Origin of the sequence: Chromobacterium sp. ASV23 (assembly GCF_016428945.1) — a bacterium.
Taxonomy (GTDB): Bacteria; Pseudomonadota; Gammaproteobacteria; order Burkholderiales; family Chromobacteriaceae; genus Chromobacterium; species Chromobacterium sinusclupearum.
The window spans coordinates 1-20,455 of the sequence record NZ_JAELTR010000031.1 but is presented as its reverse complement, the minus strand read 5'-3'; the positions used below and the strand labels follow the sequence as shown (position 1 = coordinate 20,455).

Sequence of the window (20,455 nt, the reverse complement as noted above, 5' to 3'; positions counted from 1 at the left end):
AAATTGAAGATGATTCCAGGGCCGGCCATGCCGGCCCTTTTGCCGTTCGAGAGTTTCCGATGACCGCACATGAACTGCGCGCAGCCGAGCTGCGCGAGCTGCTGAACCGTTACGGCCATGAATACTACGTGCTGGACGCGCCGACCGTGCCCGATGCCGAATACGACCGCCTGTTCCGCGAATTGCAGGCGCTGGAAGAGGCGTATCCAGAACTGGCGGTGGCCGATTCGCCGACGAAGCGAGTCGGCGGCGCGCCGCTGGCCGAATTCGACAGCGTCACCCACGCGGTGCCCATGCTGTCCTTGTCCAACGCTTTTTCCGACATGCAACTGGCCGATCTGGCAGCGCGCCACGCCGAATTGATCCAGTTCGACGAGCGGGTGCGCAAGGGGCTGGAGGCGGCGGAGGTGGAGTACGCCACCGAGCCCAAGTTCGACGGACTGGCCATTTCCCTGCTGTATCAAAACGGCGTGCTGACCCGCGCCGCCACGCGCGGCGACGGCGTGACCGGCGAGCAGGTGACCGAGAACGTGCGCACCATACGCGCGATTCCGCTGAAGCTGGACGGCGCGAATCCGCCGGCCTTGCTCGAAGTCCGCGGCGAGGTGCTGATGCTGAAGCGCGACTTCGAGCGCCTGAACGCCGACCAACTGGCCCGCGGCGATAAGGTTTTCGCCAATCCGCGCAACGCCGCCGCCGGCAGCCTGCGCCAGTTGGATTCGCGCATCACCGCGCAGCGCCGGCTGTCGTTTTTCGCCTACGCCATCGCCCAGGTGGAAGGCGCAGATTGGCCGGCGACCCACCAGGGCGAGATGGACTGGTTGAAGCAGCTCGGCTTCCCGGTCGTGGACGCGAGCCTGCGGCCAGTGGTGCGCGGCGTGGCCGGGCTGTCCGGCTATTACGAGGGCGTGCTTGCGCGCCGCGCCGGCTTGCCGTTCGAGATCGACGGCGTGGTGTACAAGGTGAATAGCCGCGCGCTGCAGGACTCGCTGGGTTTTGTGTCGCGCGCGCCGCGCTGGGCCATCGCCCATAAATTCCCGGCTGAGGAGGCGCTGACCACGGTCGAGGCCATCGAGGAGCAGGTGGGCCGCACCGGCGCCATTACCCCGGTGGCGCGGCTCAAGCCGGTGTTCGTCGGCGGCGTCACCGTCACCAACGCCACGCTGCACAACGAGGACGAAGTTCGGCGCAAGGATGTGCGCGTCGGCGACACGGTGATCGTGCGCCGCGCCGGCGATGTGATTCCCGAGGTGGTGTCCGTGGTGCTGGAGCGCCGGCCGATGCGGCCAGCCGCCGGCGGCGACCTGTTCAGCGCGGGCGAGGAGCCGCAATACCCGGCTTACCGCCTGCCCGCGTCCTGTCCGGTGTGCGGCAGCCACGTGGTGCGCGAAGAGGGCGAGGCGGTGGCGCGCTGCTCCGGCGGGCTGTCCTGCCGCGCCCAGCGCAGCCAGGCGATCCAGCACTTCGCCGGCCGACGCATGATGGATATCGACGGCCTGGGCGAGCGCTATATCGACAAGCTGGTCGAGTACGGCTACGTCAATAGCGTGGCCGACCTGTACCGGCTGACGCTGGACGACCTGCTGGAAATGAAGCGCCGCGCCGACGAGGACGAGGGCGCCACGCCGGAGACGGTGAAGGCCGGCAAGGTGGCCAGCAAGTGGGCCGAAAACCTGATCGCGGCGATAGACGCCAGCCGCACCCCGCCCTTGGCGCGGCTCTTGTTCGCGCTGGGCATTCGCCATGTCGGCGAATCCACCGCCAAGACCCTGGCCGATTGGCTGGGCACCATGGCGATGATCCGCCGCTGCCCGGCGGCCCTGTTCGCCGCGCTGCCGGACATCGGCGCGGTGGTGGCGGAGTCGCTGGCGGACTTTTTCGCCGAGAACAACAATGAACAGGCATTGGACGCGCTGCTGGCCGAAGTGAGGCCGGCGGACGAGCACGCGCCCTCGCCCAAGCTGCGCGAGCGGCTGGACGACGCGGCGCTGTTGGCCCGGCTGGCCATTCCACGGCTGACCGAGGTGCGCAGCCAGCAACTGGCCGCGCAGCGCAGCCTGACATGGCTGGCGCAGAGCGAACGGCGCGCGCTGCTGGATCTGGACTTGCCGGCCGAAGTGGTGAACGCGCTGGCGGATTGGCTGGATGCGCCGGGCAAGCGCGAGGCGCTGGACAGCCTGGCCGGATTGCGCGACGAGATAGTGGCAGGTCTGCCGGAAGCCGCCGAGGCCATGGCCCTGCCGTTGGACGGCAAGACGCTGGTCTTGACCGGCACCCTGCCCACGCTGAGCCGCGATCAGGCCAAGGCGCTGATCGAGGCCGCCGGCGGCAAGGTGTCCGGCAGCGTATCGAAAAAGACGCATTATGTGGTGGCTGGAGAAGAGGCGGGCAGCAAGCTCGCCAAGGCGCAGGAGCTGGGCGTCGCGATCTTGGACGAAGCCGGCCTGCAGGCTTTGCTGGCCGGAAACTGACGGAGGCCCTATGGCGCTGAAGGCGGTGGTGAAGGCGGATTTCGACGAAGGCAACCGCCGCGCGGCGGCGGGCGACTGGCAGGGCGCGATCGCGGTGTTCGATCGCTGCCTGGCGCTGAATCCGCAGGACTGGCAGGCGCTGGCCAACCGGGCGAACGCGCGGCAGCAGTTGGGCGACAACGCGCGCGCCTTGGACGACTACATGGCCGCGTCGGCGTTGAACCCGGCGTCGGCCAATATCAAGAGCAATCTGGCGGTGCTGCTGAAGGAGCTGGGCGAACTGCAACTGGCCGGCCAACTGCTGGAGGAGGCCCTGGCGGCGGAGCCTGCGCATGTGGATGCCTGGAGCAATCTGGGCGTGGTGCGGCAGCACCAGTTGCGATACCACGACGCCATCGCCTGCTTCCTGAAGGCGATAGAGCTTGGCGGCGTCACCGCGGCCCGCTGCAATAATCTCGGCAACGTCTGCACCAGCGCGCTGCTGCTGGACGACGCCATTTCCGTGCTGCAGGGCGGCTTGGCACTGGCGCCGCAGGACGCCAATCTGCAGTTCAGCCTGTCCATCGCCTTGCTGCTGGCGGGCCGCTACGCCGAGGCCTGGCCGTTGTACGAGGCCCGTTGGCGCAGCATCCTCGCGCCGTGGCATGAGGGGGCGCGCTGGGATGGCCGCGCCTTGGGCAAGCGGACGCTGTTGCTGTGGGCGGAGCAGGGCTTGGGCGACAGCCTGCAGATGGCGCGTTTTCTGCCGCGCATCCGCGCCGAGCACTCGGACGCCCGGTTGTTGCTGGCCTGCCCGCAGACGTTTCACCGCCTGTTCGCACAATTTGACGGCATCGAGTTGCTGCCGCCCGACGCGGCGCCGGCGTATGACTGCCAACTGCCTTTGATGTCGCTGCCCGGCGTGCTGGGCGTGACGCTGGAAACGCTGCCGACAGCGGGCTACCTCCAGCCCGTAGAAGGGGCGCAGTCAACGCTGGCGGGCAATGGCAAGCTGAAAGTCGGCGTGGTCTGGGAGAGCGGGCGCTGGGGCGTGGGCATTGCCGATGCGTGGCGTCAGCATAAGTCGGTGCCGCCAGCCTTGTTTGCCGAAATCTGCCGGGTGCCCGGCATCGATTTCGTCGCCTTGCAGCCGGGCGAGCTGCCCGCCGAATTGCAAGGACTGGTGACGCAGGCATCGATAGACGATTTTGCCGATACCGCCGCGCTGCTGGAGCAGATGGATCTGGTGGTCTGCGTGGATACCGCCATCCTGCATCTGGCCGGGGCGATGGGTAAGCCTACCTGGGCGCTGCTGCGTGCCGAGAGCGCGCCGTTCTTCCTTGCGGACGCGGCCGTCGCGCCGTGGTACCCATCGGTGCGGCTATGGCGACAGGCGGCGCCCGGCGACTGGCTGCCGCTGGTTCGCGAGCTGGCCGAGGCCTTGTCGGCGCAACAGACATTTTGACCTCGAGCGAAGAAGGGCTAGAATGCGGCGCTGTCTATATTGCAAAACGCCAATTGAAATAGCGGAATCGAGATGAAAAAGATCACCAAAGCCGTGTTTCCGGTTGCCGGTCTGGGCACCCGTTTCCTGCCGGCGACCAAGGCCAGCCCCAAGGAAATGCTGCCCGTCGTCGACAAGCCGTTGATCCAGTACGCGGTGGAGGAGGCGATCGCCGCCGGCATGACCGAGCTGATCTTCATCACCGGCCGCAATAAGCGTTCGATCGAAGACCATTTCGACAAGGCTTACGAGCTGGAGACCGAGCTCGAATACAAGAACAAGCAGAAGCTGCTGCAACTGGTGCAGGAAATCATCCCGCCCACGGTCAGCTGCATCTATATCCGCCAGACCGAGGCGCTGGGCCTGGGCCACGCCGTGCTGTGCGCGCGGCCTGTGGTCGGCGACGAGCCGTTCGCGGTGATCCTGGCCGACGACTTGATCGAGGGCGCGCCGGGCGCGATGGAGCAGATGGTGCGTCTGTTTGATGAGACCCACTCGTCCATACTGGGCGTGGAGACCGTGGCGCCGGAAGACACCGGCTCCTACGGCATCGTCAAGACGGCGGCAGACGCCCATGGCCATCAGCGCGTCGAGCACATCGTGGAGAAGCCGAGGCCGGAACAGGCGCCGTCCAATCTGGCGGTGGTGGGGCGCTACATTCTGACGCCGCGCATTTTCGACAAGCTGGTTAATACCGGCGCGGGGGCCGGCGGCGAGATCCAACTGACCGACGGCATCGCCGCCTTGCTGAAGGACGAGGCCGTGCTGGCGCTGCCGTTCAAGGGCACGCGCTATGATTGCGGCTCCAAGCTGGGTTACCTGAAAGCCACGGTCAACTATGGTTTGAAGCATCACGAGGTGGCGGGCGAGTTTGCCGCCTTCCTGCGCGAGTTGAAAATCGACTGACAGTTTTTCCATTGCGCCGCCAACGGCGGCGCCGCCTGTTCTGTTAAGGAGTCATCATGCCTAATATTGCCGAAGCCCGTGGTCTGATCAACAGCTCGGATGTGCTGTTCAGCGCCGAAGAAGTCAGCGCCGCCGTCGACCGCATGGCGGTGGAAATCACCGAAAAACTCGGCGAGGAATACCCGCTGGTACTGTCGGTGATGGGCGGCGCCGTGGTGTTCACCGGCCAGTTGCTGCCGCGCCTGGCCTTCCCGCTGGATTTCGACTACGTTCATGTATCGCGTTACGGCGACAAGACTCACGGCGGCGAGCTGGTGTGGAAGCAGGCGCCCAAGGAAGACGTGCGCGACCGCGTGGTGCTGGTGCTGGACGACATCCTGGACGAAGGCCACACCATGGCGGCGATCCGCGACAAGGTGATGGGCATGGGCGCCAAGGCATTCTATAGCGGCGTGTTCGCCAACAAGCTGATCAGCAAGGCCAAGCCGCTGCAGGCCGATTTCGTCGGCCTGGACGTGCCGGATCGCTATGTGTTCGGCTACGGCATGGACGTGCGCGGCGCCTGGCGCAATCTGCCTGCGATTCATGCCCTGAAGTAATACTGCGCCATACAGGCAACAGGCCGCGCCGGATAACCGGGGCGGCCTTTTTCATGCGGAGAGGTATCTTTCTGCCAATGATCGACACCCATTTTCGCCGTGTAAAGGATAATGACACGGCGGCGATGGCGTCGGATTTCTTGCGTTTTCAGGCGGCCTGCTGCGGCGCGTGATGCTGCAGCCGCACCGGCCAGCGGTATACCGCCAGCAGCCGCTCCGGCGTCAGCACCGCATGCGGTTCGCCTTCCGCCACCAGTTTGCCGTTGTCGAGCAGCGCCACCCGGTCCGCGTATTCGGCGGCCAGCGCCAGATCGTGCAGCACCTGCACCACGGTCTTGCCTTGCGCAGCCAACTCGCGCAGCAATAGTTGCAGCTTGTGCTGGTGGCGCAGGTCCAGGTGGTTGGTCGGCTCGTCCAGCAGAATCACCGGCGCTTGCTGCGCCAGCGCGCGGGCGATGGCCGCGCGTTGCCGCTCGCCGCCGGACAGTGAATCCAGCCGCGCTCCGCCGTGCGTTTCCAGCTCCACCGTCGCCAGCGCCTGATTGACCGCCAGGCGGTCTGCCGCGGCAGGACGGGTGAAGGCGCCGAGGAAGGGCATGCGGCCCAGCGCGACGAACTCGCTCACCGTCAACGGGATATCGGCCGGCAGATGCTGCGGCACCCAGGCGATGCGGCGCGCGCGCTGCAGCGCGTCCATCCGGGATACGCATTGGCCGTTCAAGCGCACTGCGCCATGCGTGGGCGCGGCCAGTCCAGCCAGCAGGCGCAACAGCGTGGTCTTGCCGGCGCCATTCGGGCCGAGCAGGGCGCAGACGCGGCCGGCGGGCAAGTCGAGCCGGATGTCGCGCAGCAGTTCGCGGCCGGGGACCGCGTAGCCCAGCTCGCGCACTTTCAGGCTTAGGGCTTCAGGCATGGTTGGCACTCCCTTGTTGGCGTCGGAACAGCCAGATGAAGAACGGCGGGCCGGCGAAGGCCGCCATCAGGCCGACGGGCAGGTCCAGCGGCCAGGCGATGTTGCGCGCCAGCGTGTCCACCGCCAGCAGAAACAGCGCGCCGGCCCAGGCCGACAGCAGGATCAGCTTGCGGCGGCAGCCGCCCACCAGCAGGGCCAGCGCGTTGGGGATCATCATGCCGACAAAGCCAATGACGCCGGACAGCGCCACCGCGCCGCCTGTCGCCAGCGCGGCGCCGGCCGCGGCCAGACGACGGGTGCGCACGGTGTTGACGCCCAGAGAGCGGGCGCTTTCCTCGCCCAGCAGCAGGCAGTCCAGATCGCGGCCTATGGCGCACAGCAGGGCCACGCCCAGTCCGGCGATCAGCAGACAAGGCCACAGCCGGTCCGGCTGCGCCGTGCCCAGATTGCCGGCCAGCCAGCTGCTGGCGGCGCGCAGCGTCAGGTCGTCGGACAGGAACAGGATCAGGCTGGACACGGCGCCGCAAAACGCGCCGACCACCAGCCCCATCAGCAATAGCCCAGCCAGCCCGCCCTTGGCCAGCCGCGCCAGCAGCAGGATCAGCCAGGTGGCGGCCAGGCCGCCGCCGAAGGCCGCCAGCGGCAGCGACAGGCCGGCTAGCCCCAGCGCCAGCACGGCGATGACCGCCAGAGCGGCGCCGCCTGAGGTGCCGATCAAGCCGGGATCGGCCAGCGGATTGCGGAACAGCGCCTGCAGGGCCGCGCCGCTGGCGGCCAGGGCCGCGCCGACGCCCAGCGCGGCCACGATGCGGGGCAGGCGCAACTGGGTGACTAGCGGATCGGCCAGATCCGGCCAGGCCAAGTGGCCTGCGGAACTCGACAAGGCCAGCCAGGGTAGGCCCAGGCTGGCGGCGATCAGGCCGGCCCACAGCCAGCGGTGGGACGCGTTCACATTTTCACCATTTGTTCGACCACGGCCGGGCTGCCCAAGCCAACCAGCATGCCTTGCTGCGGCGGCAGCTGATAGATGCGGCCCTGCTTGCCGGCCGGCGTGGCGGCGATTTCCGGCCGCTTGGCGAAAGCCTCCTTGCCGCCGTAGGCCGCCGCGGTATGGCTGCCCAGAATGATCACGTCCGGCTTCAATGCCAGCCAGGCGTCGCGGTTCAGCGGTTTGAAGCCGGACAGGCCGGCTGCCGCGTTGACGCCGCCGGCGGCGCGGATCAGCGTGTCCGGGGCGGTGTCGCGGCCGGCCGCCAGCGTGCCGTCGTAGCTGACCAGATAGCGCACGGCTCGGCCCGTGCGCGGCTGCATCGCGCGCTGCCAGTCGGCGGCCAGCGTGTCGGCGGCGGCGTCGCGGCCCAGCAGCTTGCCCACCTTGCGGATGGCCTCTGCGAAGTCACGGCCGTCCTCGCGCGGGCTGACTTCCTCGGCGCGCAGCTTCAGCTGTTTCAGCTGCGGCCACAGCGTCGGCGGCTGGGCGGCGGCGCTGCCCAGCACCAGGCTCGGCTTCAGGCCGGCGATGGTTTCGGCGTTCAGCGCGCGCGAAAAGCCCACCACCTGGGCATGGGCCAGCTCCGGCTCCTTGCTGCTGCGGTCGCGGCCCACCACCTGGCCGGCCGCGCCCAGCGCGACGACGATTTCGGCGATGTCCGGCGTCACCACCACCAGCCGCTCCGCCGCCAGCACGGGCAGGGCGGACACCGCCAGCAGCAGTCCGGCAAACCAGGATTTACGCGACATCGGCTTGCTCCAGCGTCGGCAGTTCGCCCAAGAGCTTCACCCATTCGGCGCGCTCGGCGCGGCCCGGCTTGCGCTCACCGAAGAAGGTGGCCAGCGATTCGCCGGCCTCGTCGAACAGCTCCAGCGAAGTCACCACGCCGGTGTCGCCCGGCTTGCGGGTGATCCAGGCTTCGGCGATCAGGTCGGTGCGCAGATGCAGATTGAAGTCCGGGTCCAGCACATTGAGCCAGTCGCCCACTACCTGCACATTGCGCACGGCGCCGGTATGGATCTGGATCATGCCGCGGTTGCCGGCGAACACCATGATGGGCGTTTCGGTCGCGGCGGCGCGGCGCAGCAATTGTTCCACCGCGTCTTCGCGCACGCGCCAGGCCTGGCCCGGCGGCGCCAGGCGGAAGCCCTGGCGGCGCGAGACCTGCCAGCGGCGCAGGAAGGCGTGGAAGTGGTGCACGTCGCTCAACGCCAGCCATTCGGCCTGGAAGGCGGCTTGGTCTATGGCCTCGTCGGCCTGCTCCGGCTCGGCCGGCGCGGCGGGCTCCAGCGTCAGTTCGGCTGCCGGCGCGGCATGGCGCACCATCAGCGCGTCGAAGGCGGCGACATCGCTGTCTTCGGTCAGATAGACCTTGTGCACCGCTTCGCCGTGGCGGTCGAAGAACTGCAGGCTGCGCTGGGTGCCGCGCGGGGTTTCGCTCACTACCGCGAAACCGTGGCGCCAGTGGAACAGGAACATGCGCAGGTCGATCACCGGGTTGAGCGCCAGGCCCACTTTGCCTTCAAACGACACATTGGCGTAGTCGCCCTTGGTTTCGTGGACGCAGGCGTGGTTGCGCGTCAGCGCCATCACGCGGCCCAGGGCGTGCAGTTCGCCCAGGATCTGCGGCCATTCGGGTTTGAGCGGCGTGGCGGCCGGGTCGGCGGCCACCAGTTCGCATTCGCTGACCTGCAGGGCGATGGCGGCGTCGCGCGCGCGCAGGCGCGGTTGGCTGGCTTTGAGCGACTGGTAGCGTTCCCATAGCTGGCTCATGAAATTCTCCTTGGAATGGTGTGATAAGGGTCAGAACTGGTACTCGACGCTGGCGCCGACATTGCGGCCTGGCTGGGTGTAGCGGTCCAGCGTGGCGTCGCCTGCGGGCAGGCCGCGCACGTCGGCGGCTTTCCAGTACTTGCGGTCGAAGACATTGAACACGCCGGCGCGCACCACGGTCTGCTTGGCGGGCTTCCAGTAAGCGGTCAGGTCCAGCGTGGCGTAACCAGGTGCCTCGAAAGCCTGGCTCTGGGCGGACGGGTTCTGCAGCGAAGACACGGCCGGTACGCGGCTATTGCGTACGGCGGCGCGCAGCAGAGCCTCGCCACCGAAGCTCGCCTGGTCGTAGCGCAGGCCCAGCACGGCGGAGAGCGGAGAAACAGAGGCCAGCGGCGTGTTGTTGTCCAGGTTCTCGCCATGGGCGTAGGCGATGGCGGCATTGGTCTGCCAGCCTGGGGCGAAGCGCCAGCCGGCGCGGGCCTCGGCGCCCTTGATGTCGACGCGGCCGATGTTCTGATACTGGAAGGTCAGCAGGCCGCCCTGCATGCCCAGGCTTTGCTGCTCGATGAAGTCGCGGTAGCGGTTGGCGTAGGCGGTCAGACCGAAGTCGAAGCGGTCCCATTTGCCTTTCAGGCCGAGTTCGATGCCGCGGCTGGTTTCGGATTTCAGGTTGGGATTGGCAATCACCTGATAGCCGTAGGCTCGATTGACGAAGGCCATATTGGCGTCGTCGAACGGCGGCGCGCGGAAGCCGGACGACAGCTGGGCGAAGCCGGTGTAATGCTCGGCGAACGGGATGCTCAGGCCCAGCTTGGGCGAGAAGGCGCCGTCCTGGAACGACGGCACCGGCTGGCCGCCGCTATTGGCATAGGCCTGGTCCGGCTGCGTGGTCATCTTGTAGTGGTCCCAGCGCAACGATGGCGACAGGGCGATGCCATTGGCGAACTTCATTTCATCCTGGATGAACAGGCCGATGCGGTCGGACGTGCTGTCCGGGAAGGTCTTGCTGGGGAAGGTTTCGCCGCCGATGACATTGTTGCTCGAGCCATTGGCCAGGTATTGCGTCTTCATCCGCGGCCTGCTGGTGTCGGTGCGCGACAGGTCGGCGCCCCACAGCAACTGATGCTCGGCCGACAACGCGGCGAAGCGTTGTTCCGCTTCCATGCTCAGGCCCAGGATCTTCTGGTCAAAGCTGTAGTTGGAGGCGATGCGGCTGCCGTTGCCGTATTGCTCCAGGCTGTCGTCGGCGTTGTCGAGTTTCTGTTGGTATACCTTGGCCGACAGACGCTCGAACGGACCCAGCGACTTGCCTTCCCAGCCCAGCGACACGCGGTCGCGCTGGATGCGGTCGGCGGCGGTTTGCGCTTGCAGCGCCGGCTTGAGGCGGCCGGAGCGGCGGTCGATGGCGGCTGGGTACAGCGTGTTCAGCAGATTGGTATCGGTATCGCGGCGGAAATGCTCCAGCGTCAGCTCCAGCCTTTGCTGCGGGGCCAGCTTGTAACCGAGCTTGGCCAGCACGTTGTCGCTATGCCAGCTCTGCGGATTGGGCGCGGTGCGGGCGGTGCTGCTGCTGTCGTTGCCGCCTTGATTGTCGATCTCGCGGCCGTTGCGGTGGGTGTAGATCAGCATGGCGTCGGCGCGCTCGCCTTTGACGCCCACGGCAGCGCTGCCGCCCCAACTGTTGTCGGCCGTCGAACCGAACGTTTTGACGCTGCCGCCGACGCCAGTTTCCTCCGGCACACAGTCGTCCACCGCCTTGGTGCGGTAGCCGATGACGCCGCCGATGGCATCCGAGCCATACAGGCTGGACGTGGGGCCCTTGACGATGTCGATGGCGCGCAGCGTTTCCAGTTCGACGAAGTCGCGGCCGGAAATCGCGCCGTTGCCATTGCCGCCGCCGGCATAGGCTTCCGGCAGGCGTTCGCCGTCGATCAACATCAGGATGCGGTTGCCGTCTATGCCGCGTATGGTCCAGCCGGCGTTGCCGCGGCGGTTGGGGTCGGAGGCGACTTCCACGCCCGGCTCGTACTTGGCGGCGTCGGAGATGTCGCGGATCAGCCTGTCGTCCAGCTTGTGGCGCGAAATCACGCTGGCGTTGGGCGCGGTTTCCGCCAGCGGCTTCTCAGTGCGGTGGGCCGTCACCTGGACGGTTTCCAGCGATTGCGGAAGCTCTTCCGCGAAAGCCGGCCAGGCGGCGGCCAGGCTCAGCATCAAAGGGGTGGCACGGAACAGGGCCATGGAAACTCCAATATTTTCGTCGTTTCCGCTGGCTGGCTGTCGGCTGGCTTGCGGGTTGCTATTTGATCAGTATCAGTTTGCCGTTGCGGGTGAGCTGCAAGCGGTACAGCTCGCCCTGATGCTCGATCAGGATTTCACGTCCGCCTCCAAACAGCAGGCGGCTGTGCAGCAGCGGCGTCGCCGGAGCGGGACCGGTGCGAGTGGGGGCTTTGTCGTGGGCGGTGTTCATTTGTTAATGATAACCATTATCGTTTAATTGAGCAAGATCATGGCAGCCGGCGGCTATCGCTGCTCTGCTGGCGGGTTTGTGGCCTGGATTCCGGTCCAGAGACCCATGCGAAGGGGCCAATCCGAGGGTGCATTTTCCTGCTGATTTGTTGTCCCTTGTGACGCGGATTCGGACATAATCAGAAAAAGCGGCTGGATAGCGTCGGACCGTCCGACAGGCGGGCGGCGTAGCCCATGGTGGGACCGCTCAAAATGACAAAAGGGGGGACGGATATGTTGGCAATCATCGGGGGAAGCGGACTGGCCCAACTGCCGATACTGGAAGTGACGCACCGCCAAGTGGTGCGCACCCCGTATGGCGACCCATCGTGCGCCTTGACCTATGGCAAGCTGGCCGGGCAGAACGTGGTGTTCATCGCCCGCCACGGCTATGGCCATTCGCTGGCGCCGCACGAAATCAATTACCGGGCCAATCTTTGGGCCTTGCATAATCAGGGCGCCAAGGGCGTCATCGCCATCGGCACCGTCGGCGGCATTCGGCCTGACATGGCGCCGGGGCGGTTAGTGGTGCCGCACGACATCATCGATTACACCTGGGGCCGCAAACATACCTATTTCGAGGGACCGGAACGGCCGGTGGTGCATACCGAGTTCACCTCGCCATACGATCATGCCCTGCGCCGCCGCCTGCTCGAGGCGATCAAGGCCACCGGCATCAGCGGCGTGCATGACGGCGTCTATGCCTGCACCCAGGGGCCGCGGCTGGAAACCGCCGCCGAGATACTCAAGCTGGAGCGTTGCGGCGCCGATATTGTAGGGATGACGGGCATGCCGGAAGCCGCGTTGGCGCGAGAGCTGGATCTACCGTATGCCCATCTATGCCTGGTCAGCAACTGGGCGGCTGGCAAGGGCCGCCAGGCCAAAGTGGAGTTCGATCCGGCGGTGGCGGCCAAGAGCGTGCAGGATTTGATGCACACGCTGGAAGCCTGTTTTGCCAACTAGTGCGTCAAGCAAAGGAAGGTTATGGAGTATCCGAAGTCGGACTATAAGGAATATCCGAAGACACTGGACCCCGACGATATCTGGGGACAGGTGCGGCGCACTGCGTACGGCAAGCCGATTCCAGAGGACCAAATCCTGCTGATGGTGGCGGCGATGAGGTCTGGACTGGAGTTGGCCGCTGGCGATGTCCTGCTGGACATAGGCTGCGGCAACGGCGCGTTGTCGCATTATCTGTTCCCCGATTGTTCCGGTTATCTCGGCGTGGATTTTTCCGAATACCTCGTATCGGTGGGGCAGCGCAAGTTTCATCGGCCCGGCTTCGATTTCCATTTCTCCGACGCCTTGGAGTATTTGCGTGGCGAACCGGATCCAAAGCGTTTCAACAAGGCGATGTGCTTCGCGGTGCTGTCGTACATGAACGACGATACTGCGCTGGATGTGTTGACGACGCTGCGAAAGCGGTTTGCCAATGTGACGAGGGTGTTTCTCGGCAATCTGCCGGACCGCGACCTGGCGGGTCAATTCTATCCCGCCGATGTCGATTACAGCCGCGACATCGAAGATCCGGCTTCCCAGATCGGCCGCTGGCGCAATCCGGAACAGATGGCGGCACTGGCAGAGGAGGCCGGCTGGCGATTGAGCGCCAGCAGGATGCCTGACCACTTCTACCAATCCCATTACCGCTACAACGCGGTGTTAGAAATCCTGGAATAGGGGTGCCCATGCGCAAGCACAAGGTAGACGATTTGGCTCATTATGGCGGCCAGCCCTTGTTTGACAGCATAAGGTCGATCTCCAATCTGGTGCGGCCGGACATCGAGACCTTTCTTCACTACTCGAAAATGTTTTTCGAGCAGCAGCAATACACAGACCACGGCGTAGTGGAATCCCTGCATGAGAAGCGGCTGGCGGCGTTCCATGAGGTGCGGCATTGCGTGTCATTCTGCGGCGGTTTCTGGGGCCTGGTCATGGCGATGAAGAGCCTGGCGCTGCCCGGACGCAACGAAGTGGTGATGCCGTCTTTGACCTATCGCCGCTTGGCCGACATCGTTGCCTGGGCCGGGCTAACCCCGCATTTCTGCGAAGTGGACCCGGAGCAGCTGTGCATCACCGGCGAAACCGCCGCGCGGTGCATCAACGACAATACCGCGCTGATCCTCGGCGTGCATCCCATCGTCAATTGTTGCGACGTCGATGGGCTGGAGGCGCTGTCGCAGCGCACCGGCATCCCGCTGCTATTCGATGCGGTGGAGTCGGTGTATGAGTCATACAAGGGCCGCAAGATAGGCTCCTGCGGCAGCGCCGAATGCTTCTCGATGCAATCGAGCAAGCTGTTCAACGCTTTCGAGGGCGGCTACGTCACCACCAACGACGATGCGCTGGCGGCGAAGCTGCGCGTGCTGCGCGACCACGGCGTGGATGAGGACGGCCGGATGGTTTTGCCCGGCCTGGGCGTCAAACAGAACGAAATGCATGCGGCGATGGCGCTGGCGGCCCTGGATGATGTGGAGCGACAGGTGGCCGACAACCGCAAGCGCTACTATGCCTATCGTCGTTTTCTGGCCGCGCTGCCGGGCATCCGGCTGCGCGAGTTCGACGAAAGCGAGCGTTGCGGCTACAAGAACATCCTGGTGGAGTTGCTGGACGACTGGCCGATCAGCCGCGATGACACCCTTAAGTTGCTGAATGCGGAAAAGATGCTGTGCCGAGCCTACTATTCTCCGCCATTGCATCAGAAAAAGACCGGCTATGAGATGATTCATGGCGATCTGGCGCAGACGGAGAGGCTGGCGCAACGCTTCCTGCTGCTGCCTTGCGGCTATTTCGTCAGCGAAGGCGATATAGAACAGATCGTCGGTCTGTTGGCCTTCATTTACCAAAACGGGGCGGAGATCCGCGACAGGGGGCTGCAGTGAGCCAGACCGACACTCAACGTCAATTGGCCGCTTTGGGCGGCGCGCCGCTGGCCGGCAACATCGTGCCGCTGGGCCAGCATTACTTCCCCGATTGGCACGCTTACGAGGCGGCTTTCCGTGACATCTTTGACCGTCAGTACTATACCAACCACGGTCCGCTGGCACAGCGTTTGGAAGCGGCGTTGGCTGAGTATTGTGGCGTGCGGCATGCGATGTGCACCACCAATGCCGAGATCGCGCTGGTTCTGGCCGCCCAGGCTATGGGGCTGCATGGCAAGGTTGTAGTCTCGGCCCTGGCGCACGCCTGGACCGCGCAGTCGCTGCTATGGGCGGATTGCGAGCCCTTGTTCTGCGATGTTGATCCCGCTACGGGGGGGCTGGATGCGGCAATGCTGGAGACGATTCTCCGCGAAGACAAGCCCGTTGCCATTCTGGCGCTGAATGCCTGGGGGAGCGCCGACGATGTTTCGGCACTTCGAGAGATGGCAGACCGCTACCATGTGCCCTTGTATTTCGACTCCACTCAGTCCTTCGGCGCCTTGGCTGCCGGCAGACGGTTGGGTGGCAATGGTGCGATGGAGGTGTTCTCGCTGCATTCGGACAATGTGCTCAGCGCTGGAGAGGGCGGCGTGATCTGCACCAACGACGACGCCTTGGCTGCGCATATCCGGAATATCCGCAGCAATTACGGCATGGGCAGCGTGATCGTGCCGGTGGTCAAGACCAGCAATGGCAGGTTATCCGAGGCCCAGGCGGCTATTGCGCTGCATAATCTGGAGCGCATGGCGGCTCATTTGGCGCACAACAGAAGCCTGCGCGACGCCTATGCGGCAGCGCTGCGTGATGTGCCGGGCGTGGCGTTGTGGCAAGCGGGCAGGTCGGCCGAGCCGACGAATCAGAATATCTTGCTGCGCGTAGACGAAGCGGTGTTCGGTTTGTGCGCCGATGAGCTGGCGCATGTATTGCGTGCGGAAAATATCGGAGCGCAGATAGTGCCAAGCTGGTTGCGTGCTCCTATCTATGCTGATGCCTCGCGCCGGCGCTGCGCGGATGAAGCCGAAGCGGAACGACTGGCTTCCCGTTTGCTGCAGCTTCCGGCAGGCGCGCGCGTGACGGAGGCACTGGCCGCGGGGATCGCTCGCGTCATAGCCGCGGCGCAGCTGCAGGCCGGCGCGGTGCGCGCGGCGCGGCAAGCGGGGTGAACATGAACGTCGCGATCATGCAGCCCTATTTCTTCCCATACCTTGGACATTTTGCCTTGATCGCGCAGGCCGATTTGTGGGTTGTGTTCGATCTGACTCAATACACTCACAAGAGCTGGATGACCCGTAATCGGGTGCTGCATCCATCTGGCGGCTGGAACTACATTGCCGTGCCGTTGGCTAACGGCTCCACTGCTATCCGCATCCATGAGGCCAGAGTGCAGGATCTGGCCGCCACCAAGAATAGTCTGCTGGGCAAGCTCAGCCATTATCGCAAAAAAGCACCATATTACCGCCAGGTGGCGGCGCTGATCGAACAGGGTTTTGCGGCAGCGGCCGGGAGCGACTCGCTGGTCAATCTGAACGTCCAGACATTGAAAGCCACCTGTGATTATCTTGGCCTGTCATTTCATTACAAGCTGGCATCCGCACAGCAATACTTGCTGCCGCAGGAGATGGGCGCGGGAGACTGGGCGCCGCGCATCGCCGAGTTGGAAGGCGCGACTCGCTACATCAATCCGCTGGGCGGACGCGAGCTGTTCGAGCCGCAGCAGTTTGTCAGCCGTGGCATCGAATTGAAGTTTCTTGATTTCCAAGGCATGCAGTACGCTACCGGCGATCTTGTTTTTGAACCCGGCTTGTCGGTGCTGGATGCGCTGATGTGGAATGCGCCGGAAGAGGTTGCGCGCGCATTGCGCGACTACTCGGCGCTGGTCGATCCTTGAACAGATGGTTGCGGCGATCAGTCGAGTTCGGCGCGCAGAGCGGCGATGACGCGCGAAATTTCCGCCTCGTCATAGCGCTGGTCGCAGGGCAGGGCCAGCGTGTGTTCGGCCAGAGCGGCTTCCGTTTCGCAACCGCGCGGCGCCAGTTCCAGATCCGGCCAATATTTGGCGACGAATATCCGTTGTTTGGCGAGTGTTTCACGCAGGCCGGGTTTTTCGCAATAAAAGGGATAGGCCAGCGGCGCGACGCCGTCTGGTATCGATACCGGATTGCGGCTTCCAAACGCAGCATGGTATTGGGCGGCGTTGGTCCGGCGTCTGTTCTCCGCGCGGGCGTAGTCGATGCTGGCCAGCAGCCGGTTAGTCAGCTGAGACATCCGCTTGGGCTCCTGGCCTTTGAAAGTGCGCCGGGCTTCCAGGATGTGAGGGTAGCCGGCTTCGGGCGAGTCGGCCAGGCGGGTCAGCAATGGACGAAAGCGTTCCGTAGACAGCGTTTCGGTTTCCTCAGGCAGCATCACCTCCAGATGAGTGCACAGGTAGCCGCCATCCGGTACGCCGAAGAATTTGCGAGGCGAATAGATGGTAGCCAGACAGTCCGGCGGGGCGGAAAAAAATGCTTGGGAGTAGTCCAGGATTATTTGTTCTCGCGGCACTCGTTGTACCAGCTCTTCAACCTGTGCGGCGCAGATGCCGTAGTAGTTGACGTATAGCAACAGTTCGCCCGGCGCCGGCAGGAGATCGATGGGCGGCCGGTAGCTGTGGTCTATCGGATAGAAGCGTATGGGCACGCCCGCGCGGCGTACCGGTTCCAGCATCGTTGGGCAGATGAAATAGGGTAACCATAGCAGCGATGGCCTGATGTGCCGCAATAGCGCCAACAGCGAGGCGCGCGCAGACTGTAGCCGCAGTGCCGCCGGATAATGGTGGCCAGATGCGGGAGGCAGTTCCAGCTCGAAATAGCCGCCTATGGCTGGGGGCATCGTGGCAAGCGGCTCCATCAGTTATTCCGTTGCTGAAGTGGATTGCGCGCAAGATCGATGATGAAGTCCTGTTGATCATCGCTCAGGTCAGGGTAGATCGGCAGGCACAGCACTTGTTCTGACTTGCGCTGGGCAACCGGCAGCGGCTGCAGCGCGCTCGGCTCGGAATGGTAGATGGAGAAATCGCTGATCAGCGGATAGAAATAGCGTCGTGCCAGTATATTGACGTCGCGGAAGGCTTGATACAGTCCATCGCGGTCCAGGGGATACGGCTCGCTGATATAGATTGGGAAGTAGGCGTAGTTCCATTCCACGTCAGCAGGCACGTGATGCAGGGTTATGCCCGGCACATCGCTGAGCGCCGCGACATAGCGTTGGTATAGATGGCGGCGACGCTCGGAGATCTGATCCATGTACTGCAGCTGCAGCAGGCCCATCGCAGCCTGAATCTCGGTCATCTTGCCGTTGATGCCGGCTTCAACCACGGTGGTCTCGTCAACGAAGCCGAAGTTTTTCAGGTGGTCGATGTGTTGCTTCATCTCGGCGCTATGGCACACGATGGCACCGCCTTCAAAGGTGTTGAACACCTTGGTGGCGTGGAAGCTCAGTATGGACAAGTCTCCGTTAAGCAGGATGGAGCGGCTGTTTTTCTTTACGTCAAAGCAATGAGCGGCATCGTAAATCACCTTCAGACGGTAGCGATCCGCGATGCGCTGAATGGCGTCGGTATCGCAGGGCGTGCCATACACATGGACCGGTAGAATGGCAGTCGTATGTTCCGTGATCAGGGCCTCGATGCGGGACGGGTCGATATTGGCCGACTGAGGGTCAATGTCCGCGAACACTGGACGAATGCCGTTCCACATCAGCGAGTGACTGGTAGCGACGAAACTGTATGGGCTGGTGATGACTTCGCCCTTGATGCCCAAGGCCTGTAAGGCGGTAATCAGCGCGATTGTGCCGTTAGTGAATAAAGAGATATATTCGACACCAAGATGCTTTGCCAGGGATGCCTCAAGCTCGCGATGGAAGGGCCCGTTGTTGCTCAGCTGTTTGCTGTCCCATATTTTTTCCAGGTACGGGAGGAATGCTTCCAGAGGCGGCAGAAAAGGTTGGGTAACAGGAAGGCGGGGGGGCGGAACCGACGTCATGACTTTCCTCCTTGCTGAAAGCCGTAGTACGGCTGTCTGTTATTATAGATGAGACATCGCCGGTCAGCGGGCAATGGATGGCTGTTGTTTGGTCTAGGTATTCAAGGGCTTAACTGATTCTATGACTGCCACTCGACTATTGTCTACAATTGTCCGGAAAATCTTGTGAGCGGATCGGATGCGACGACAGGCTTGATTTTTATCGGCGACTAGGCATTGCTGGGTCAGTGAGTTGTTAATTTATATGAATCAATTTGCTTTGGCGTGGATCTGATTTGGACGTGTTTGTTTTTTATGGTTGTTTTAAGGGCTTGCTTGGGTTCAAGAGTTTGGCAATGCGGCCTGCCTGATAAATTCGGTGAGTGGCTGAGAGCTAATTCAGATCATTGCCGTGATTTAACTTGATTTGAAATTTCATCATAGTGTCAGAAAGCCTTGGATGGCTGGATAAGGGGAGTTAACGTGTCTACTCAGGAAAATGCCTTTGATTCCCAGAAATACCCTTATTACATTGTGGCACCGGCGTTTAGAGAAACGTCTTCTGGCATCCGCGTGCTGCACCAGCTATGCCATGAGCTGAACGCGCGCGGCTACGATGCATTCATCACCTCACTGGAGTCGCGTGAAGGCCTGAAAACCCCTGCCTTGATGCTGGCTACGATGAGTCGCAATCGTAACCAGGGGGTCGAGCCTATCGTAATTTACCCCGAGGTGGTGCATGGCAACCCCTTGTTTGGCGACGTGATTGTTCGTTACATCCTCAATAAGCCTGGCTTCCTGGGCGGGCCTGACCAGTATGCGGCGTCTGATCTCTTGTTCACCTACAACAAGAGCGATTTTCTGCCGGAAGGCGTTGACGCCGAGCTGATGCGCACTCCCGTACTGGATATCGAAATATTCAATAACAAGAACAATCCGCACGATGGCAAGCGCAAGGGCAAGTACTTATACGCCCATCGTTATACCCAGCAGGGCGGCGTGATAGACAAGAATATCTTTCAGGAAGCCGAACTGCTGGACATGGCCAAGCCGCGTACCTTGGCGGAGCTGGCCGAATTGTTTCGCGGCGCGGAGTGCCTCTACAGCTACGAGATGAGCGCGATCTGTACCGAGGCGATGCTATGCGGCTGCCCGGTGATCTACATGCCAAGCAGCTTCCTGACCAAGGTGCCCAATCTGGACGCGTTTCATGGCGACGGCTCGGCGTGGGGGAACACGCCAGAACAAATCAAGCACGCCAAGCAGACCGTGCACAAGGTGTATGAGCATTACGAGCAGCAGATCAAGGATTTTCCCGCGCAGTTGGAGCGCTTCATCGAAATCACGCAACGCGCGGCGGCGGTGAAGTCCCAGGAAAAAATGCAGGAAAGGCTGAAACCGCGCAAGCCTCGCATCGGCGTTTTCACGCGCGACCTGCAGGACGCTGCCTGCTACAAGCTGCGACTGGGCGATCCGCTTGCCCTGATGTCTCCGGTGGTGGAAACCTATCATTTCAAGAATCAGGCCGATCATAGCTATGAAGGCGATTATCCCTTCAAGGAAGACAGCGATTTTGTCGAGGCCATGGATATGTTCATTATCCAGCGGCTGTTTCCTTTCCCGGAGTTCCGGTCGCTGATTGAGGCGATGATAGAGTCCGGCAAGCCTATCATTTATGAAATTGACGACTGGCTATTGGACATGCCGGAAGAGCATGTCATGTACGACATTTGCGAGCCATCGTTCAAGGGGATTGAGTGGCTGCTGCCGCAGTGCGCCTTGGTGACCGTATCGACAGAGGCTTTAGCGGAGAAAATCCGAAAATACACTGACAAGGTGATGGTCTTTCCAAACCTGTTGGCCTGTCTCTTATACACATCTCCGAGCCCACGAGACTC

General features: G+C 63.3%; 17 protein-coding genes. 9 read left to right on the top strand and 8 right to left on the bottom strand.

The window, feature by feature from the left end:
- The first annotated feature begins 59 nt into the window (after positions 1 to 59).
- From ligA to JHD59_RS13370, 4 genes are all read left to right on the top strand, one after another.
- On the top strand, positions 60 to 2,471 hold the full coding sequence (ligA, locus tag JHD59_RS13385; RefSeq protein ID WP_199154607.1) for an NAD-dependent DNA ligase LigA: 2,412 nt from the start codon (positions 60 to 62) through the stop codon (positions 2,469 to 2,471).
- Positions 2,472 to 2,481: 10 nt separating this feature from the next.
- Complete coding sequence (locus JHD59_RS13380; RefSeq protein ID WP_199154606.1) at positions 2,482 to 3,915, top strand: tetratricopeptide repeat protein; 1,434 nt, start codon at positions 2,482 to 2,484, stop codon at positions 3,913 to 3,915.
- Between the two features lie 72 nt (positions 3,916 to 3,987).
- Positions 3,988 to 4,860: a UTP--glucose-1-phosphate uridylyltransferase GalU gene (gene galU / locus JHD59_RS13375; protein WP_199154605.1), complete on the top strand. Its 873-nt coding sequence runs from the start codon at positions 3,988 to 3,990 to the stop codon at positions 4,858 to 4,860.
- Between the two features lie 56 nt (positions 4,861 to 4,916).
- Positions 4,917 to 5,459: a hypoxanthine-guanine phosphoribosyltransferase gene (locus JHD59_RS13370; protein WP_043627907.1), complete on the top strand. Its 543-nt coding sequence runs from the start codon at positions 4,917 to 4,919 to the stop codon at positions 5,457 to 5,459.
- Positions 5,460 to 5,607: 148 nt separating this feature from the next.
- Here JHD59_RS13370 and JHD59_RS13365 read toward each other — a convergent pair whose 3' ends face one another.
- Genes JHD59_RS13365 through hemP form a run of 6 tightly spaced genes read right to left on the bottom strand, consistent with a single transcriptional unit; the run spans position 5,608 to position 11,603 of the window.
- Positions 5,608 to 6,372, bottom strand: coding sequence for an ABC transporter ATP-binding protein (locus tag JHD59_RS13365; RefSeq protein ID WP_199154604.1), 765 nt, complete (start codon positions 6,370 to 6,372; stop codon positions 5,608 to 5,610).
- Positions 6,365 to 7,324 carry a FecCD family ABC transporter permease gene (locus JHD59_RS13360; RefSeq protein WP_368671586.1) on the bottom strand — a complete coding sequence of 320 codons (960 nt, stop codon included), beginning with the start codon at positions 7,322 to 7,324 and terminating at the stop codon, positions 6,365 to 6,367. The genes JHD59_RS13365 and JHD59_RS13360 overlap by 8 nt, the downstream gene beginning before the upstream one ends.
- Positions 7,321 to 8,112 carry a hemin ABC transporter substrate-binding protein gene (locus tag JHD59_RS13355; protein WP_199154603.1) on the bottom strand — a complete coding sequence of 264 codons (792 nt, stop codon included), beginning with the start codon at positions 8,110 to 8,112 and terminating at the stop codon, positions 7,321 to 7,323. Before JHD59_RS13355 ends, JHD59_RS13360 begins: the two co-directional genes overlap by 4 nt.
- Positions 8,102 to 9,136 carry a hemin-degrading factor gene (locus JHD59_RS13350; RefSeq protein WP_199154602.1) on the bottom strand — a complete coding sequence of 345 codons (1,035 nt, stop codon included), beginning with the start codon at positions 9,134 to 9,136 and terminating at the stop codon, positions 8,102 to 8,104. Before JHD59_RS13350 ends, JHD59_RS13355 begins: the two co-directional genes overlap by 11 nt.
- A gap of 30 nt (positions 9,137 to 9,166) precedes the next feature.
- Complete coding sequence (locus JHD59_RS13345; protein WP_199154601.1) at positions 9,167 to 11,374, bottom strand: TonB-dependent hemoglobin/transferrin/lactoferrin family receptor; 2,208 nt, start codon at positions 11,372 to 11,374, stop codon at positions 9,167 to 9,169.
- A gap of 58 nt (positions 11,375 to 11,432) precedes the next feature.
- Positions 11,433 to 11,603: a hemin uptake protein HemP gene (hemP, locus tag JHD59_RS13340; protein WP_103317919.1), complete on the bottom strand. Its 171-nt coding sequence runs from the start codon at positions 11,601 to 11,603 to the stop codon at positions 11,433 to 11,435.
- Positions 11,604 to 11,875: 272 nt separating this feature from the next.
- Between hemP and JHD59_RS13335 the strand changes: the two genes are divergently transcribed.
- From JHD59_RS13335 to JHD59_RS13315, 5 genes are read left to right on the top strand one after another with little or no spacing between them, the layout of a single operon-like run.
- On the top strand, positions 11,876 to 12,604 hold the full coding sequence (locus JHD59_RS13335; protein WP_199154600.1) for an S-methyl-5'-thioinosine phosphorylase: 729 nt from the start codon (positions 11,876 to 11,878) through the stop codon (positions 12,602 to 12,604).
- Positions 12,605 to 12,625: 21 nt separating this feature from the next.
- The gene (locus JHD59_RS13330) at positions 12,626 to 13,318 is read left to right on the top strand and encodes a class I SAM-dependent methyltransferase (RefSeq protein ID WP_199154599.1); all 693 of its coding nucleotides are present in this window, start codon (positions 12,626 to 12,628) and stop codon (positions 13,316 to 13,318) included.
- 8 nt (positions 13,319 to 13,326) lie between these two features.
- Positions 13,327 to 14,520, top strand: a complete 1,194-nt coding sequence (locus tag JHD59_RS13325; RefSeq protein WP_199154598.1) for a DegT/DnrJ/EryC1/StrS aminotransferase family protein — start codon at positions 13,327 to 13,329, stop codon at positions 14,518 to 14,520.
- Positions 14,517 to 15,722 (top strand): DegT/DnrJ/EryC1/StrS family aminotransferase, encoded by a 1,206-nt coding sequence (locus tag JHD59_RS13320; RefSeq protein WP_199154597.1) that lies wholly within the window; start codon positions 14,517 to 14,519, stop codon positions 15,720 to 15,722. Before JHD59_RS13325 ends, JHD59_RS13320 begins: the two co-directional genes overlap by 4 nt.
- A 2-nt stretch (positions 15,723 to 15,724) precedes the next feature.
- A complete protein-coding gene (locus tag JHD59_RS13315; protein ID WP_199154596.1) occupies positions 15,725 to 16,447 on the top strand; it encodes a WbqC family protein in 723 nt (240 codons plus the stop codon).
- A 17-nt stretch (positions 16,448 to 16,464) separates the two neighbouring features.
- Here the strand turns inward: JHD59_RS13315 and JHD59_RS13310 are convergent, their stop codons facing one another.
- Both JHD59_RS13310 and JHD59_RS13305 read right to left on the bottom strand, forming a co-directional pair.
- Positions 16,465 to 17,427, bottom strand: a complete 963-nt coding sequence (locus JHD59_RS13310; protein ID WP_199154595.1) for a hypothetical protein — start codon at positions 17,425 to 17,427, stop codon at positions 16,465 to 16,467.
- A gap of 17 nt (positions 17,428 to 17,444) precedes the next feature.
- Positions 17,445 to 18,578 carry a DegT/DnrJ/EryC1/StrS aminotransferase family protein gene (locus tag JHD59_RS13305; protein ID WP_199154594.1) on the bottom strand — a complete coding sequence of 378 codons (1,134 nt, stop codon included), beginning with the start codon at positions 18,576 to 18,578 and terminating at the stop codon, positions 17,445 to 17,447.
- Between the last annotated feature and the right edge of the window lie 1,877 nt (positions 18,579 to 20,455).